Genomic DNA, 16,250 nt, shown 5'->3' on the forward strand with positions numbered 1-16,250 from the left:
TAGCCAGTCGGTCAGGAACCAGGTGTTCATATGACGAACGGCTGCGTACCAAAAACAGTGCATTATTTTTCCGTCGGTTGTTTTTTTAGGGCATTCGCTTCGAGGTCCGCAAACTCTTTGCGCTGGCGAGCCACATCGACGGCTGTATAAATAGCTTGTAGCATGGACGTTTCGTTCGCCTGATTTTTACCGGCAATGTCGTAAGCCGTCCCGTGGTCGGGTGACGTTCGGACGGCGGGCATACCGGCTGTGAAGTTCACGCCATCTTCAAACGCAATCGTTTTAAACGGAATCAGGCCCTGGTCGTGGTACATAGCCAGTACCGCATCGAACTTCCTGTAGCTTTGGGTGCCAAAGAAACCGTCGGCGGGGTAGGGGCCAAACACCAGTTGTCCTTTGTTGCGCCACTCGGTAATAAGCGGTTTAATGATTTCCTGTTCTTCATTTCCCAGCAGACCTTCTTCGCCCGCGTGTGGATTGAGGCCAAGTACCGCAATTTTGGGCTTATCAATGCCGAAATCCTGCCGTAACGACTGCATCATCATCGTAAGCTTCTGCGCAATTCGTTCGCGCGTCACGTTTTGACGAACTCGACCCAGCGGAATATGCCCCGTTACGACGCCGACCCGCAGGTGTTCACTGACCAGAAACATCAGGTTGTCCTGAACGCCAAATTCCTCTGCCAGGTATTCGGTATGGCCCGGAAATTTAAATTCCTCTGACTGGATGTTGTACTTGTTGATCGGGGCCGTTACGAGCGCATCCAGCTTACCCGCTTTCATGTCGTCAACAGCACGTTGCAGACACGCTAGAGCGGCTTGTCCGGCTTCGGGCGTCACCTGACCGGGCTGAATGTCCTGATTCTGATCGGGCCAGCACGTAATCACGTTGGTCATCTTATGGCTGATCTGCCCAATGGTCGGCGCTCCGTTCAGGTTCCAGTCTTTCAGGTTCAATAGGTTGCGATACCGGTTCAGCACCCGCATGGACCCGTAAATGACGGGCGTGCAGATTTTCTGTAGCCGGTTGTATTGCAGGGCTTTCAGGATCACCTCAGGCCCAATACCGTTGTAATCGCCCAGGCTGATACCAATAACCAGCCGATCTTCGCGCACGACTGATCCGGCATCGCGCGGACCCCGATCCTGGGCTCCCTGTTCCCGCTCAGAACGGCCTATTGCTTCGGCCTGCTGAGCCGCTGCCGCACTCGACTCCCGAGGATCAATGTTTCGGTCGCGATTCCCGTTGTTACGATCCCGGTCGTTCGGGCGTGTATCGTTACGGGAATTTTGCTGGCCGTTCTCATTGGCGACTCGTTCGGGCGTTCCGGTCTCACGCTGGTTACGATTAGGTGCATTGCCGTCGCGCTGACCGCGGTTGGGGGCACCCTGATCGCGGGAGCCACGGTCGGATGATCCGGCTTCCCGTTCGTTCCGTTGAGTACGTACGTTTTCATCCCTGGAACCGTTGGACCGGTTGTTCGGCTGACGATTGTCCCGCTGGCTGAACTGTCGCTGATTGGGCTCCCGCTGGTTGTTGGGACGCGGGGGTGTTTCTGGCTGGTCAGCCGCTGGCGTTGCCGGGGCTGACTGAGTATCGGTTGGCCGATCATCCGGTGCAGGACCGGTGGTCGGGGGCGTACGTGTTTCGTTTGGCTCGTCGGATTGGCGTTGTTCCATCTACTTTTGTTAGTTTCGCCAACTAGTTTGAAGGAACGTCGGATGTTGAACAGCCGCTTCTGAATACGTTCAGGCGGCTGCGATTACCCAGCGTTCCATGTCTGTAATTGCCGCAAGTTACGAAAACCCTACGGATGTCCCAGAATCAGCGTTCTATTCTCATTGCCGACGAAATGCACCCGTCGCTTTTTGCCATGCTCGACGAAGCGGGCTTTGTGTACGATTATCAACCCAAAATCACCCGTGAAGGGTTGCTGGAGCGGTTAGCGTCCTTTGACGGACTCATCATCCGAAGCAAAACAACGGTAGACGAAGAAATTTTTAGTAGAGCACCAAACCTGCAATTCATTGGCCGGGCCGGGGCTGGTCTTGATTTAATTGACCTCGACGCAGCCGAACGACGGAATGTTCGGGTGTTTCATGCGGGTATGGGCAACCGCGATGCCGTCGCGGAACACATGGTTGGTATGCTGCTGGGGTTACTGGCGAATATCGTCAAAGCGGATCAAGAAGTTCGGCAGGGAATCTGGGATCGCGAAGGAAATCGGGGCTACGAACTCGGTAGCCTGACGGTTGGCTTGCTTGGGTATGGCAACAACGGCAGCGCGACGGCCCGGCGGCTCAGCGGCTTTGGGTGTCGCGTGCTGGCCTACGATAAATACCTGACCAACTACGGCGACGCGTTCGCGCAGGAAGCTTCCCTGGAGCAGATTATCGCGGAAGCCGATGTGCTGAGCCTGCATATCCCGCTGACCGACGATACACGGATGATGATCAACGATACGTTCATCGACCGTTTTGCCAAGCCGTTCTACCTCATCAATGTCGCGCGGGGCGAGATAACGTCGCTGGCTGCTTTGGTTCGCGGATTGGAAAGCGGCAAAGTGCGGGGAGCTTGTCTGGATGTTCTTGAGAACGAAAAGTTGAGCAAGCTCACCCCTGACCAACAGGCTTCGTTCGATTACCTGCGTCAGTCGAATCGGGTTATTCTTACACCACATATCGCAGGCTGGACGCACGAAAGCTACGTTCGTATTAACGAGGTGTTAGTTAGCCAGTTAGTGGCGGGGTGATTAGTTTTTAGTGCGGACAATATGTCTATGTCTGCGTTACGGTTGCCATGTAACGCAGACATAGACATATTGTCCGCACACAAGAGAAAGGTATTTGGGACAACCGTGGCGCAGGTTACTTGGCGGGCGTAAAATTCGCGCTGCTGCACGTGGTTCCTGCTTCGTTAGTCAGGCAGATCTGACCAGTGACGACGCCCGCCGGGACCGTTACGATGAGCGAGCTACCCGACAGCCGGAACGTAGCCGCAGCCGACGTACCACCGTTGAATTTGACAGTGGTTACGCTGGTCAGATTGAGCCCGGTGATGGTAATTTCGTCGCCTGCCTTCGCTGTCTTGGGCGAAAAATCGCTGACACTTGGAAGGTTAATAACCGTAAAGGCATCCGTGAGCGTGGCATCATTCGTGGTATTGACCACGCGAATCGGGCCGGTTTTTGCATCATCCGGTATAATGATCCATCGTTCCGTCTCTTCGTTTTTGCCGCCGTCGGCAGCTGCGCTGGTTGAGCCGGTAAAGAAAAACTGCGCATTCTGAAGGTAATTTCCGCGTACCACAATACGGTCGCCCGCGCGGCCCTGCGCCGGAATAAGAGCGCTGACTACTGGTTTCTGAACCACGACCAGTGTTTGACTCGTAGCGGTTCCCGCCCGGTTTATGACGGTCACTGGTCCGCTGACCGCATCGGCGGGTACGCTGACGACCAATTGGGAACCCTCGACGCGGCTAGTAATAGGAACGGTAATGCCACTAATTCGTACTTCGGTAATGCGGTATAAATTCTGGCCCGTGATCGTGATGGGTTGCAGACGTACCTGACGAGTTGGGCTTACAGCCAAGTTGGAAGGGGCAACGTAATAAAGGAACGGGTCCGATGCACTGGCGTTGCCGCCGACGCTGTTGACCGAAACCGTTAGCTGAGCCGATGCGCCCAGCGCCGGTACGGTTGCTTCCAGCTGGGTATCACTGATTACGCGGAAAGGAACCGACACTGTCCCAAACAGTACCGCCGAAACGTCGCGTAGGTTAAGACCCGTTAAAATAATTTTGTCGCCCGATATGCCGTCGCGCGCGCTCAGGTTGGCTATGGCCGGTTGCAGGATAATCTGGAGACTATCGGCGCTCGTTGCTACTAATTTTTCGAAGACCGTAACCGTCACTTTGCCCGATGTAGCATTCGTTGGGATGATCGTACGAATCTCGGTGTCTTTAATGGTCGTCTGGTTGCGGTCGGTGGCTAAACCATTGATGCGTACCACGCCATCCAGTAGGTTCTGGCCCTGGATGATCAGTTCCGAACCGGGTTTGGCCTGCTTGCCCGACAAGCTCGTAATCTGCGGGGTTCCGGCAACAATAAAGCTGGACGATACCTCTCCACCTTTGGTGGTAATGACGAGGCTGAGTGGGCCGCGTGGCATCTTGTCCGGTACGATAAGCGTGAGCTTAGACGCTGAACTGTCTTTAACAATGGCTGGCGTCTGTTCGAACCGAATCTCCTGTACCTGATTCAAATAATTTCCCGTGACGATTACTTCCGAGCCCGGCAGTCCATTGGCTGGAGTTATAGAGGCAACTGACGGTGGAGGTTGGAGAACATTAAGCGGCAGCGGGTCTGAAATGCCTTCACTGGTTTGCACGCGAACCTGCGTTATGCCGGGTGAAACAAGCGGAATCTTTACCCGAATGCTTTGCTCCGACGCGCTAACAACCTGCCCTGCTACAACCGACGTAGCCGAAGTAAACGTTACCGTGGGCTCGTTGCCAAATTGATACCCGCCGAGGGTAATTTCCTGACCGACAAAGGCTTCTTTGGGCAAAAGCGATGTCAGCTCAGGGGGGGCATTCTTAACGCGGCAGGCCGAGAGACCCAGTAGCAAAAAGAGAAAAGCAATAATGACCGAACCTGACTTCATAACTGGCGGAGGGCTGTTTTGCCCGGCGCAACCATTTGTTGCTGCGTAGTAAAAGTAGCCAATTTTACTGTCTAAAAACCATTTCTTACCAAAGCCTGTTAGCAATAGTGTACGGCAAATAGACTAGAACACGCGAAAGTACGACTCATAATTCGTTAATCTATTACCAGTTGTACAGTATCCGTTATTCATAAAACACGAATGAACTACCGCAGCCTGAAGTCATCGAATTTATTGAAAATTACAACGCTAGGCGAACTGAAAGCCGCGGGGTATACGTCCCGATCTATTAAACAGGAATTACGCGATAACCTGATCGAACGGATACGGGATAAAGAAGTTGTTTTCCCCGGTATCTGGGGGTACGAAGATACCGTAATACCCGATGTGGAGCGGGCTATTTTGTCGATGCACCACATCAATTTGCTTGGTCTGCGCGGACAGGCCAAGACGCGCATTGCCCGCCTGATGGTCAATTTGTTGGACGAATATATTCCCATAGTTGCCGGGTCTGAACTGAACGATGATCCGCTTCAGCCTTTGTCGCGCTTTGCCCTGGATTTGATTGCCGAAAAAGGCGATCAGACACCCATAACGTGGCTGCACCGGAACGATCGCTACACCGAGAAACTGGCTACGCCCGATGTGTCGGTAGCCGATCTGATCGGTGATGTGGACCCCATCAAGGCGGCAACGCTTAAGCTGCCGTACTCCGACGAACGGACGATCCACTTTGGGTTGATTCCACGTTCGCACCGCTGCATTTTTGTGATCAACGAGTTGCCGGATTTACAGGCCCGTATTCAGGTATCGCTGTTCAATATTTTGCAGGAAGGGGACATCCAGATTCGGGGTTTCAAACTTCGGTTGCCGCTCGATATTCAGTTTGTGTTTACGGCCAACCCCGAAGATTACACAAATCGGGGCAGTATCGTGACGCCGTTGAAAGACCGGATCGATTCGCAGATTGTGACGCACTATCCGAAATCCATTGAAATCGGGAAGAAGATTACAATGCAGGAAGCGATCGTTAAGACCGAGCAAAAGGGAATGGTTAAAACCAATGACCTGATTACCGATCTGATCGAACAAATCGCACTCGAAGCGCGGGAAAGCGAATACGTCGATTCAAAAAGTGGCGTGTCGGCGCGGATGACCATTTCGGCTTACGAAAACTTGCTCTCTTCTGCCGAACGTCGGGCGTTGCTGAACAGCGAAAAAGAAACGTACGTCCGTATCGCCGATTTGTACGGCGTTGTGCCTGCTATTTGCGGGAAGGTCGAGCTGGTGTACGAAGGCGAAGTGGAGGGCCCCGTTATTGTGGCGCAGAACCTGATCGGGAAAGCGGTGCGTACGCAGTTTTTACAGTATTTCCCCAATCCGGAGAAAGCCAAAAAAGATAAGCGAGGTAATCCGTACAAGAAGATTACGGACTGGTTTGGTGATGGCAATATCATGGAGATCTTAAGCGAACTCACCAACCGCGATTACGAAGCCCGGCTACGTACGATTGATGGCTTGGACGATCTGGTTGATCAATTCCATCCACGATTGAGCAAGCCCGAAAAGCTATTTATGATGGAATTTGCCCTGCACGGTCTGGCTGAGTACTCACTCATTGGCAAAAAAGCGCTCGACACGGGTCAGCAATTTAAAGACCTGCTTGGTTCCATGTTCAATCCGGGAAAGGATTTCGGTGAAGAAGAGGAAGAAGATGATGATGACGACAGCCGGTACTAACGCTGTCTTATAAAAAAAGGGAAGGGTCGTTTCACAACCGGAGAAACGACCCTTCCCTCTTTTTGCAGTGAATGAACCGACATAGGCTAACTCGTTGAACCAGTAGGCTAATTGTGGTCGCGTAGGAGTAGTAAACGACCTTCTATAGACGGTTTGTTTGGAATTGGCCGTAGGGTGTACGGATATACGCCTGTCGGTAACGCATTACCGTTTGACGTTCCATCGAATGGTTGCTTGTAGCCATTTTTGGATAGGTAAACAACTTCGCCCCACCGGTTGAAGATCGTTACAACCGCATCCGGGAAAGCTTCAATACCGGGCAAGCGCAACACATCGTTCATGCCATCGCCGTTGGGGGTAAATGCGTCAGGTACCCAAACCCGTTCAAACACGGTAACGTGAATGGTGTCCTTTGCTTCGCAGCCACTGCTGTTTTGAATAGCAATGGTATACGTTATGTCATCCAGGATGTTTGTAATTGTTGGATTAGCGGCATGATCGTTGTCCAGATAAGTAGACGATACCCATTGAAACTGATTCGGATTGCCGGTATAAACGGGGTTGAAGGTAAAGGTGTTTCCCTTATAAGTTATCAGTGAATCGGTTAGTTGAATCGTTGGCACCGGGGCTACAATCGCCCTACGGGTGGCTACTGTGCCGGGGCACTCGGGCGCTGCTTTTACGGTATAAGTTACAACATGGTTGCCAACACCGGCAGTCTGGGCGTTGAATTCAGACTCTGCAACGCCTACTCCGGCGTATTCGCCACCGGGAGGACTACCCTGTAGGGCAACCATCGGTACGTTGGTACCGCACATATCGGCAATAGAATCCAAGGTGACTGTTACCGGAGGAATTTGTTCCAGCACAAAGTCGGACGCAGTACCCGTACATCCGTAGGTATCTGTGGCGGTGAGGCTATAAACGCCAGCCGTTGTGGCCGTATAAGTCGGGTCCGTTATCCCTGAAAGCAGTTGTCCATCTTTTTGCCAGCTATAGCTGATCCCACCGCTTCCCGTTAGTGCCATCGTCGATTGGGGACAGAGCCGTTGCGAACCCGTTGCCGATTGAATAAGGGCCTGTACTGCCGGAGACCGATTCGCAGCAAACGTATCGGTTCGTGTTACACAACCCGTACTCTGTTGCTTTAGGGCGACCCAGTAATTTCCCGGCTGGCTGACGGTGATCGAATCCGCTGTTTTGCCCGAAAGGGGCTGCCCGTTTTGGTACCATTGGTAGGCGGCATCCGTACTCCCGACAACCTTCATCTGAACGGAACCCGTCGTCGCGCACAAATGACCCCCTGCGAATAACTTCCCCTCAGCGCCAACAACCCTGATGGTAACGGGCTCCGAATTGCCCGTTTTGCTACAGGCCACTTTTTGCGAAACGACAACGGTATACTCGCCCGCTTCACGAATCGTTAGCGACGGTTTCGTGGCATTCGCCAGATTAATTCCGTTTCGACGCCACTGGTAGTTCCAGCTTGTATTCGCCGTTGCCTGAATCACTATGGAGTCGCCCCGGCAAATGGTTGCATCACGTAAGCCCAGGGTTCGGTTCTGGAGCTGAACGGTGGGATCGGGCACGGTAGATGGGGGACAGTCGACAACCAAGAACTGAAAGTCGCGCCGAACCTCGCCAATCTTAACGCCGTTGCGGTATTCCTCAACTTTTACGGCAAAAACAAACAAGCCTAGCTGGCTGGCGGTCACGGAGAGTTGACCCGTTCGTTCATTGATGGACAGAGACGGACTACCGGGTATTGCATTGGTCGCATTGAAACCCGACAACCAGGTGACATCGGGGTAGGGACCGGCTGAAACGATGCTCTGGGCATTGTTTTGCCCCGTTCTGCCAGATCCTTTCTGGTCTAGCGGGGTTACGAGCGAATAACGCAACTCATCACCATCGGGGTCGGTGGCGCTGAATGGAAAGGTAAACGGCTCGCCCAGACAAAGGTATTCGCCATTGATGGGCGCAAAGCGGGGAGAGGAGTTGTTGAATGCGGTGCCGTTTTGTTGTAAAGCCGGAAATTCAAGGTAGAATGTAAAACCGATTTGACTTGGATCGCTGATATTGTTGATGCCCGCGTTGCGGTTGCGGGTCTGGTATGACATGTAATAACCCTCCGAATCGGTGTAAGCAGAAGGCGTAAGTTGGATATCACCCTCGTAGGTGAAAACGACAAATTTTAAATTACGCATCTCTGCGCAGTACTCATTGCTGTAAATGACGCGCTGACGCGCTGCTGATTCCCGGACGGTAAAGGAAAGCATCAACGTGTTGTCCCGTTTTCTGAAAATACCCAGGTTGCCCGTGTTTGATTGCCGGGCAATACCCTGCGTACCATCTTCCAGGTAGTTTGTTACGATAACCTTAAAATGGCCAGGCACATCGCCAACCGCCTTCATTTCCAGTTGCCCACCAACCTGATGCGTTGCCCTTGACCTGAGGGGAAGTGTAAGCGTAAAAAATCCCAGTAAAACCAAAAACGTAGATGTACGCATAAGCAAGTTGAGATAATGCGATTCATTCGTTGACGTACGGTTACTTTATGCACCATGCCGACTCCCATTTTAGGAATGTAAGCATCGACTTTGAAGACTGTTGCTAGGCGTCGGTGGTTCGCCTTTGAATGACTTTGAAAATAGGTGTGCTTGCTTTAATGATAACCTGGAAATCCCTAAACTCCACTTCGTAAGAACCTGTGGCGTAGCGTGATAAACCTTAAATCAAACAGTACTGTTATACGATAGGTCTACTTCTAGTGAAGATACCACTTATCGATGAGTATACCGTCTGCTTGGGCATTAAACTGATTTTACTGTCACAATTGGTAAGTGGTTATGTAAGTAAGTCCAACGTGCGGGTAGTTACGGATGAACGCACGAGACCGGCCTTACCACCAGCCTCTTCTGTTGCTCAGTACGTTGATAATGAACCGTTCGTTGCGTTGTTCCGGGGAAAAAGTGGGAAGAAGCCTGCTAAAATTGTCAGTAGGGAAGCATCAACCACAATCGAGCCTCCTCCGTGTCGGTGAAATAGCGGCTTGTCAGCGTATCGTTCAGCGTTGTGGACGCGCGTAGTATTAAATCTGCTCCTAACTTTCCGAACTGGTTGGCATCATTCAGGACAACGGCTATCCGAACGTTATGCTGTAGCAACACGACGGCTTTCGGTAGCCAGTGCTGGATAAACCACTGGATGTCGGTGGGGTTAAATATACGTAGCTGCCGGAGGTCAATCAGCCAGCGTTTGATCTGGTGATGTCTGGCCAGCGATAGGGTAAGTTGCGAACCTTGCCGAAAGCTTTCGCCGGAGGGGATATTCACCCACTGTTGCTGTAATAAATGCACCCCACATTCGACTACGATTGTGAGGTGCTCATTCTGGTAGGATTTCATGGGGCTGCGGCAAAGGTCAGCTAACGAATCGGGGAGGCCACAAACACGACGTCTTTTTCTGAAAATGCGCGTTGCAGTTCGACTTCGGCAAACCGGTAGGCGTACATGTATTTATCGTTGTTATCGTGGATAAGCCCCATATCTTCGAGTTGCACCACATTGTTCCAGATGCGTTGCAGACTGCCGTAAAACTCGTCATCTGACTGCGAGAGGAGGGATTGCAGGGATTGCGCAGAGGGCGTATTTCGGTTGGCTTCCTGGTTGATGGATGGACGTTGCATCTTCTGGCTTATTCAGTTTGGCCGCTGTTTCTCGGTTTAAGAAGTAACGTACATCTTTCGCATCTGATATGGGTTTTTGAGGGGGCTAGGCTGCTTTTAAGGTCTTTTAACGATCCCGCAGTCGTTGAAAAAAGTGCTGCCTCGTCGCCGTAAGCTGTGGTCGTAGCGTACAGCGACGATGGCAACCGATTAACACGCTGCTTGTAAGAATGAATACGTGATTGGACGAAGGCCCGTTGCAATGATCAACGCATGTGTCGAGAAAGAGCCGAATTGTAGCGACATTTAGTTTTTGGTACCTGCCGGAGACCCACCTCCGCTGTCGCCACCGCCTTCGCCTTTTACATCGTCGTTATTGACCGACCGGCCTTTTTTACGAGGGGCTTCGAACGTCATTTTGCCAATACGATACGTAAACGTCACTTTTACGTTCCGGTTGATTAACCGCATAACGCTTACCTGCGACAGTTGTGGTGAATTAAACTCCGAACGCATCTGAACACCTTGCCCAGCAAAGTTTTCGGCGGCCAGACCAATACTGCCCCGCTTATTGTTCATGTCTTTTCGGATACCGAGCGAGTACATGTACATACTCCCCATCTGACCCTGTAGCTGCGGCATCGGCCCCCGAAAGAAACTGAATACCTGAGCGCTCCATCCTTTATTTAGTTGAAGCTGACTCATTAGTCGCCCGCCCAGGCTGAAACCCGTATTCGTGATCGTAACGGATTTGCCGTCTGCGCCATGCCCTGCATGTACATGTAGTAACCGTCGAAACCACCGTTTACGCTCCATTTGGGGGTGATGTTGACGTTGGCAAATACGTTGGCACCGGTTGTGCGCTGAATGCCGATGTTCTGAAAGGTCGTGATGATTGCACCGGCCAGCGTGTCCGACGGCAGACGAATCTGCGTGATGGCGTTGTTGGTCAACCGACCGAACAGGGCGACATTTAGGTAGGTCTTCCTGATATTTGTACCCATACTTAGCTCCACATTGTCGGTTAGTTCAGGACTGAGCAAGGGATTCCCGACCATGATATTCTGGGGGTTAGCCGCGTTGAAGTTGGGGTTCAACTGTTGCAGACCGGGACGTTGGATTCGCCGGTTGTATCCCGCTTTTATCGTCGTTCCCTTGACGGTTTTGGATACGTTGACGCTCGGTACCAGATTGCTGTAGGCCGGAATCGGTAAGGCTACATTCTCACCTGTTTTGGCCGTAATACTGGTGTGCTCGTAGCGGGTACCTACCTTAAACGAATATTTATTTCGGGTGACAAAGGTGTACGACACATAACCCGCGCCAATCATTTGCTGGTAGTTGAGCGAACCCGCCGGATTGTTCGGGTCAAGAGTAAACCGGTCCGACGAGCCGGTAGCTACCTGGTATTCATAGTTGCTGTTTACCTGCCGCATAATTCCTTTTGCGCCAAATTCGAGCAGCTGACTTTTCCCGATCGGGGTTTGGTAATCGGTCTGAACCGTCGTTTCCTGATTGACGTTGCCGTTTATGTTGCGCTGCCGATTGGTTAATTCACCCGCTTGGCCAAACAAGTCGGCGTAGAAGTTATTGGTCAGGTTAGTACGGCTGTATTGCGTTGAGATCGACCATTCCTGTTGAGGCTTAAACTGCCGGACGTAATCCACGTTCATGTCTACGGTGTTCGACAGATCTTTGCGATCTACGTTGCGGTTCGTTATTCCCGTCAGGATGCCATCGGTAAACAGATTCGTCAACTGATTTTGCTCCTGTACGAAATTGCGCGTTCCGTACCGAATGTTGGCCGTCAGCGATTGGTTCTTTGCAATGTCGTAATCAAAGCCCAGCGTGTACTGACCAAACAAAGGCTTATCATAAGCGGAGGCTTCCTGATTGGAGCGAATCGACCGGCCATCAACAACCGTTGTCTGGTTCAGGCTCGATGTTGCCCGGTTGTACATAGCTCGCCCGAAGCCGCTTAAACTAATGCCTAACTTTCCCTGTCTGTACGAACCGTTCAGTCCCAGGTTTGAGCCACGAATGCCCGCACCTGCATCGACGTTAAGTGTAAGACCGTGTAGCGTATTTTTCTTCGTTACGATGTTGATGATACCACCTGCTCCTTCGGCGTCGTATTTGGCGGAGGGCGATGTAATCACTTCCACCGTTTTGATCATGTCGGCGGGTAATTGCTTTAAGGCATCGGCTACGCTGCTGGCGACAATGGTACTGGGCTTGTTGTTGATGAGCACCCGAATGTTCTGACTACCCCGTAGCGATACATTGCCGTCGAGATCAACCGATAACATCGGGACTTTTTTGAGAATATCGGTTGCGTCGCCCCCTTTAGCAGTCAGGTCTTTTTCTGCGTTATAGACGAGCCGATCCACCTTTTCTTCCAATAGCGCTTTCTGACCAACAACCTCTACTTCACCAAGCGTCTTGGTGTCGGCGGGTAAGGCCACCGATCCTACGCTGAGGTCAGATCCCCGCTTTACGGATAGGAGCGCCGATTCAATCGATTTGTAGCCAATGAATGAGTATTGAAGCCGGTAGTCGCCGGGAGCCAGTTTCGTGAGCGCGAAATGTCCTTTGTCATCGCTGGTTGTCCCGTCAATGGGTTTGCCAGTTTTGGCGTTCAGCAGCGCAACGGTGGCATACTCGACGGGTTTACTGGTAACGGAGTCTAGTAGAATTCCCGAGATTTTGCCATTACCCCGTGGCTGTTGAGCATCGGTTGCATTGTCGTCGCTCCCAAACGTCTTTCGCTGGCGTTCTTCCTGATTGCCAAACCCGCCACCGGGCGGAGGACCGCCTGGCCCTGGCCCCATTTGAGCCAGACTCAGGGAAGAGATTAATAAGCCGGTACAAACCAGAAGAAGGTGAGTGTAAGTGCGCAACATGCTTGTTTTCGTTATCAACAAGACAAAAAAAGCAAGCAATCGAAGCAGCTAAAAACGAGTGCCGAGACAGACCCAAAATGTGCCGACGAAGAAGAGGTAAGAACCGGGTTTGGTAAAAACACAAAGGCCAGCAACTGTAAAGCTTGCTGACCTTTGATAAGTAAAAAAACGTTGGCGCTTACAAACCCGACGTCAGATACAACTGTACCTTCATCTGATCGTTTGGCCGCTGCTGGTTGCCTAACGTGACTCGCTGAATCAGGTTTTGCAGCGATAAGCCGTTTTGAGGATCAGGGGAAAACGTCAATAATAAGGGTCGGTTCGGTACTCTACCTCGAATCAACTGATTCATATAGTATGTTACGTCGAACGTATATGTATCATTCAACGTCAACTGGCTCTGGTCGTAAATGTAGTTGGCCGTGGCTGCTGCCAGTCCCGAAGCCGCTCCGGGAACGGCTGTAATAATCTCATTCTGGCTGTTTATTTCGTATAAAGCCAGTGTCGTGAACGGAGCCGCATTATCGCGCAGGCTATTGCGAACCGGACTAACAACCAGAACGGCACTATTGATGCCTGCATAGTTGGCGGGTAGCGCAAACTGGTTAATATACGGGAGTTCAATACGCGTCTGCAAACCGGCTCCCCAGGAGATAAACGAGGTGTTATCGGTTAAACGACTGCTTACCGCATCCGAGCGACTGCGCAGGGCGCTAAGTGGCGTTCCTGTACGATTATTACTCAACTGGGTGAAATAGACCGAGTTCGTCGTAAACAAAATGTTTTGACTGGCTGGAGCCGTTCCTGTGGATGTTGGTTCCGTGGAGTGGTAATAAAGCCGAATACCGGTAGCTGCGGAATTCCGGGAGTTAAGAATACCTCTGAAACAGTTCGTAGTTGACGGAGTGACAAACGCAAACCCTGGTATATAATTTGCCAAAGTTGTCTCGTCATTTATCTCGCCTGAAACTATTTTAGAATAAAACGATTGAGCCAATGCATCCGGAAAGCGAAGCCGAATGACGGAAGTACCCGTTACGGATTGCGGACCAATCGTTGTCTGCAAAAAAGGCTTGGTTTCGTAATCGGCAGTACTGGTGGTATAATACGTTCGTTCACTGACAAGCGGTCGGGTCAACCGATGGACATTTAATGCAAAGGTATTTGTCGTATCGCCGTAGGTAAAAGCAACACCAAGTTCCAACACCACGGAATCCAGCTGAATATTCGTTAGTGAAGCCAGCGAATTGGATACGTAGTTCAGCGAGGCAAAGCTCTTCGCTGTCATCTGCCCCGTTTGAGCGTCCGTCCACTGACCTACGACAAGCGCCCCGCTGCTAGACGTAGCAAAAGAATCCACCCTCAGTACGGTAGAGGCCTGAACCGTTATCGTATCAATAGGTTGAACCAATAATCCCTGTGGATTAATGACCGACTGCCCAACGTTAAGATCACCCGATTGGCAGGCAACAACTATAAAACCGGTCAGCAGCAGCAAACCGGCGTACCAAAGAGTACGCATCATAAAAATCAGGGAATGTTAACGCCTAACTGGCGCAATTCGTCATGAGTAAGAGTTGGCAGCTCTTTGTCTCGTTCTAACTTCTCGACGGCTCGTTCGCCAACCCGCCGAGCTTGGTCTTCGTTGGCAAAGCCAACCATACCAGGAACGCCCGGTATGGTTGGCTGATGAATGAATGCTTTGCCGTTATTCACTATGTCATACCCCCAGCCATTCGGTGCTTTGAACACCTCAACTCGGTAATGAGGCTGGCGGCTGTAAAACAGATATCCGGTTATCAAGGCCAGACCCAGTATGATCAACAGTAGTCCTGTACGAATGAACCCTGAACGAGGGGTTCGTTGCTGTGATCGGCTTGGCTTCGCTGTGGACATTGATTATTCCGTGACCTGCGCTATCGTTGGATCGAACTCCCACAGATCGTCATAACGACCCGTACCAACGCCACCCGTGGTTACGTAGCCTTTTCCGCCGATTGCAAAGCCAACCGCGTTGACACGCGTAGCGCCTTCGAAGTTACCCAGCGTAGTCCAGCTGTCACTTGCCGGGTTGTACTGCCAAACCGTTGTGCTGCTCGCATCACCCGTTGTGATGTAGCCAAGATTGTTGATCGCAAAACCAACCGCAGAACTCCGGGGAAGCGTCGATTGGTCGGTCGAGAACTGCGTTTTTTCTACCCAGGCATCCTGAGCCGGATCATACGCGTACCAATCACGCTGAGCCGTATTGTTGTTGTTGCCTGTGCCGACATACGCCAGTCCGTTAAGCACGATCGCAACTGCGCCTTGCCGTTTTTCACCGCTGTAGCTGGTAACTTTCGTCCAGGTGTTCTTCGATGGATCAAACGACCAGAAATCTTTCAGGTAGTTGCCGTCAAAGCCAGTACCGATGTACCCTTTGTTGCCAACGGCGAAGGCAACCGCCTGCTGACGCGCTGTTCCGCCAAAGTCAGCGGCTTTTTTCCAGGCGTTCGACGCCTGATCGTATTCCCAGAAATCTTTCAGCCGCACACTGTTTGCGTCAATACCTGTACCAACATATCCTTTGGCACCAATAGAGAAGCCTACCGCGTACACACGACCAACGCCACCGAAGTCAGCGATTTGCGCCCAGCTGTTCTTCGTCTGGTCGTAAGCCCAGAAATCCTTCAGACGGTTGTTCGACGCATCAAAGCCGGTTCCTACGTAGCCAAAGTTACCGATAACAAAACCGGTAGCCGCCGAGCGAGCAGGTCCTTCGAGCGACGAACGTGTTCTCCAGTCACCCAATGTAGTAGCCGTTTCTGAGCTGCCACAACCAACGAGCGCACCAGCCCAACCTATACAAACAAGTCCTAATGCCCAGTTGATGAGCTGCGAGCGACGGTGAGTTTTAGTATCCTGATCTGCTTGTGGAAGGGAAGTCGTTTGGGATTTAGACTTCGGCAGAAACCCAGTTGCCGAACGAAATCGGTTTGGTAAATTAATCATGAAAGATAGCGTAAACGAAAGAACTGAACCGTAAAATTATACCAATTTGAGTTAAGTACGATGCTCTTGAGCCAATGACCAAGTTAAAGCGATGAAACAGAAGATACCGACGCGTTGTCAATAAATTGTCTTCTTATGCTGCTCCGTGTGGGTTAATGACTCAATTGCGTTTTGCAAAATTACGCCAAACTAGTCTTACTTACTAACGAGTCCGATTCATAAAAATTCTTAATTATCACGGAGTAATGGAAACTTTGGCGGCAAAATCACCCTGTTAACGCATTC

General features: G+C 51.4%; 10 protein-coding genes and 1 pseudogene. 2 read left to right on the forward strand and 9 right to left on the reverse strand.

What is annotated here, in order from left to right; all coding sequences use genetic code 11:
* Window positions 1-62 precede the first annotated feature (62 nt).
* Window positions 63-1,679 (reverse strand): 4-hydroxythreonine-4-phosphate dehydrogenase PdxA, encoded by a 1,617-nt coding sequence (gene pdxA, locus LQ777_RS07195; protein WP_232561843.1) that lies wholly within the window; start codon window positions 1,677-1,679, stop codon window positions 63-65.
* A 134-nt stretch (window positions 1,680-1,813) separates the two neighbouring features.
* Here pdxA and LQ777_RS07200 point away from each other — a divergent pair, with 134 nt between their 5' ends.
* Entirely contained in the window at window positions 1,814-2,752 is a 939-nt protein-coding gene (locus LQ777_RS07200; protein WP_232561844.1) for a 2-hydroxyacid dehydrogenase, read from the forward strand.
* Window positions 2,753-2,867: 115 nt separating this feature from the next.
* Here LQ777_RS07200 and LQ777_RS07205 read toward each other — a convergent pair whose 3' ends face one another.
* Complete coding sequence (locus tag LQ777_RS07205; protein ID WP_232561845.1) at window positions 2,868-4,664, reverse strand: IPT/TIG domain-containing protein; 1,797 nt, start codon at window positions 4,662-4,664, stop codon at window positions 2,868-2,870.
* 201 nt (window positions 4,665-4,865) lie between these two features.
* Between LQ777_RS07205 and LQ777_RS07210 the strand changes: the two genes are divergently transcribed.
* Window positions 4,866-6,404 (forward strand): P-loop NTPase family protein, encoded by a 1,539-nt coding sequence (locus LQ777_RS07210; protein ID WP_232561846.1) that lies wholly within the window; start codon window positions 4,866-4,868, stop codon window positions 6,402-6,404.
* A gap of 107 nt (window positions 6,405-6,511) precedes the next feature.
* Here the strand turns inward: LQ777_RS07210 and LQ777_RS07215 are convergent, their stop codons facing one another.
* The 7 genes and pseudogenes from LQ777_RS07215 to LQ777_RS07245 all read right to left on the reverse strand — a co-directional run bounded on the left by LQ777_RS07215 (window position 6,512) and on the right by LQ777_RS07245 (window position 15,965).
* The gene (locus LQ777_RS07215) at window positions 6,512-8,914 is read right to left on the reverse strand and encodes a T9SS type B sorting domain-containing protein (RefSeq protein ID WP_232561847.1); all 2,403 of its coding nucleotides are present in this window, start codon (window positions 8,912-8,914) and stop codon (window positions 6,512-6,514) included.
* Window positions 8,915-9,400: 486 nt separating this feature from the next.
* On the reverse strand, window positions 9,401-9,811 hold the full coding sequence (locus LQ777_RS07220) for a SpoIIAA family protein (protein WP_232561848.1): 411 nt from the start codon (window positions 9,809-9,811) through the stop codon (window positions 9,401-9,403).
* A 20-nt stretch (window positions 9,812-9,831) separates the two neighbouring features.
* Window positions 9,832-10,092 carry a hypothetical protein gene (locus tag LQ777_RS07225; RefSeq protein WP_232561849.1) on the reverse strand — a complete coding sequence of 87 codons (261 nt, stop codon included), beginning with the start codon at window positions 10,090-10,092 and terminating at the stop codon, window positions 9,832-9,834.
* A gap of 285 nt (window positions 10,093-10,377) precedes the next feature.
* A pseudogene (locus LQ777_RS07230) lies at window positions 10,378-12,974 on the reverse strand (TonB-dependent receptor).
* Between the two features lie 178 nt (window positions 12,975-13,152).
* Entirely contained in the window at window positions 13,153-14,499 is a 1,347-nt protein-coding gene (locus LQ777_RS07235) for a DUF4270 family protein (protein ID WP_232561850.1), read from the reverse strand.
* A 5-nt stretch (window positions 14,500-14,504) separates the two neighbouring features.
* On the reverse strand, window positions 14,505-14,870 hold the full coding sequence (locus tag LQ777_RS07240) for a DUF4907 domain-containing protein (protein WP_232561851.1): 366 nt from the start codon (window positions 14,868-14,870) through the stop codon (window positions 14,505-14,507).
* 3 nt (window positions 14,871-14,873) lie between these two features.
* Window positions 14,874-15,965 (reverse strand): Kelch repeat-containing protein, encoded by a 1,092-nt coding sequence (locus tag LQ777_RS07245; protein WP_232561852.1) that lies wholly within the window; start codon window positions 15,963-15,965, stop codon window positions 14,874-14,876.
* Window positions 15,966-16,250 lie beyond the last annotated feature (285 nt).

This window comes from Spirosoma oryzicola, assembly GCF_021233055.1.
Classification (GTDB): domain Bacteria; phylum Bacteroidota; class Bacteroidia; order Cytophagales; family Spirosomataceae; genus Spirosoma; species Spirosoma oryzicola.

Excerpts from the sequence above, each read along its gene's own strand:
- pdxA (WP_232561843.1), bottom strand. The coding sequence starts at position 1,679 with ATGGAACAACGCCAATCCGACGAGCCAAACGAAACACGTACGCCCCCG.
- LQ777_RS07200 (WP_232561844.1), top strand. The coding sequence starts at position 1,814 with ATGTCCCAGAATCAGCGTTCTATTCTCATTGCCGACGAAATGCACCCG.
- LQ777_RS07205 (WP_232561845.1), bottom strand. The coding sequence starts at position 4,664 with ATGAAGTCAGGTTCGGTCATTATTGCTTTTCTCTTTTTGCTACTGGGT.
- LQ777_RS07210 (WP_232561846.1), top strand. The coding sequence starts at position 4,866 with ATGAACTACCGCAGCCTGAAGTCATCGAATTTATTGAAAATTACAACG.
- LQ777_RS07215 (WP_232561847.1), bottom strand. The coding sequence starts at position 8,914 with ATGCGTACATCTACGTTTTTGGTTTTACTGGGATTTTTTACGCTTACA.
- LQ777_RS07220 (WP_232561848.1), bottom strand. The coding sequence starts at position 9,811 with ATGAAATCCTACCAGAATGAGCACCTCACAATCGTAGTCGAATGTGGG.
- LQ777_RS07225 (WP_232561849.1), bottom strand. The coding sequence starts at position 10,092 with ATGCAACGTCCATCCATCAACCAGGAAGCCAACCGAAATACGCCCTCT.
- LQ777_RS07235 (WP_232561850.1), bottom strand. The coding sequence starts at position 14,499 with ATGATGCGTACTCTTTGGTACGCCGGTTTGCTGCTGCTGACCGGTTTT.
- LQ777_RS07240 (WP_232561851.1), bottom strand. The coding sequence starts at position 14,870 with ATGTCCACAGCGAAGCCAAGCCGATCACAGCAACGAACCCCTCGTTCA.
- LQ777_RS07245 (WP_232561852.1), bottom strand. The coding sequence starts at position 15,965 with ATGATTAATTTACCAAACCGATTTCGTTCGGCAACTGGGTTTCTGCCG.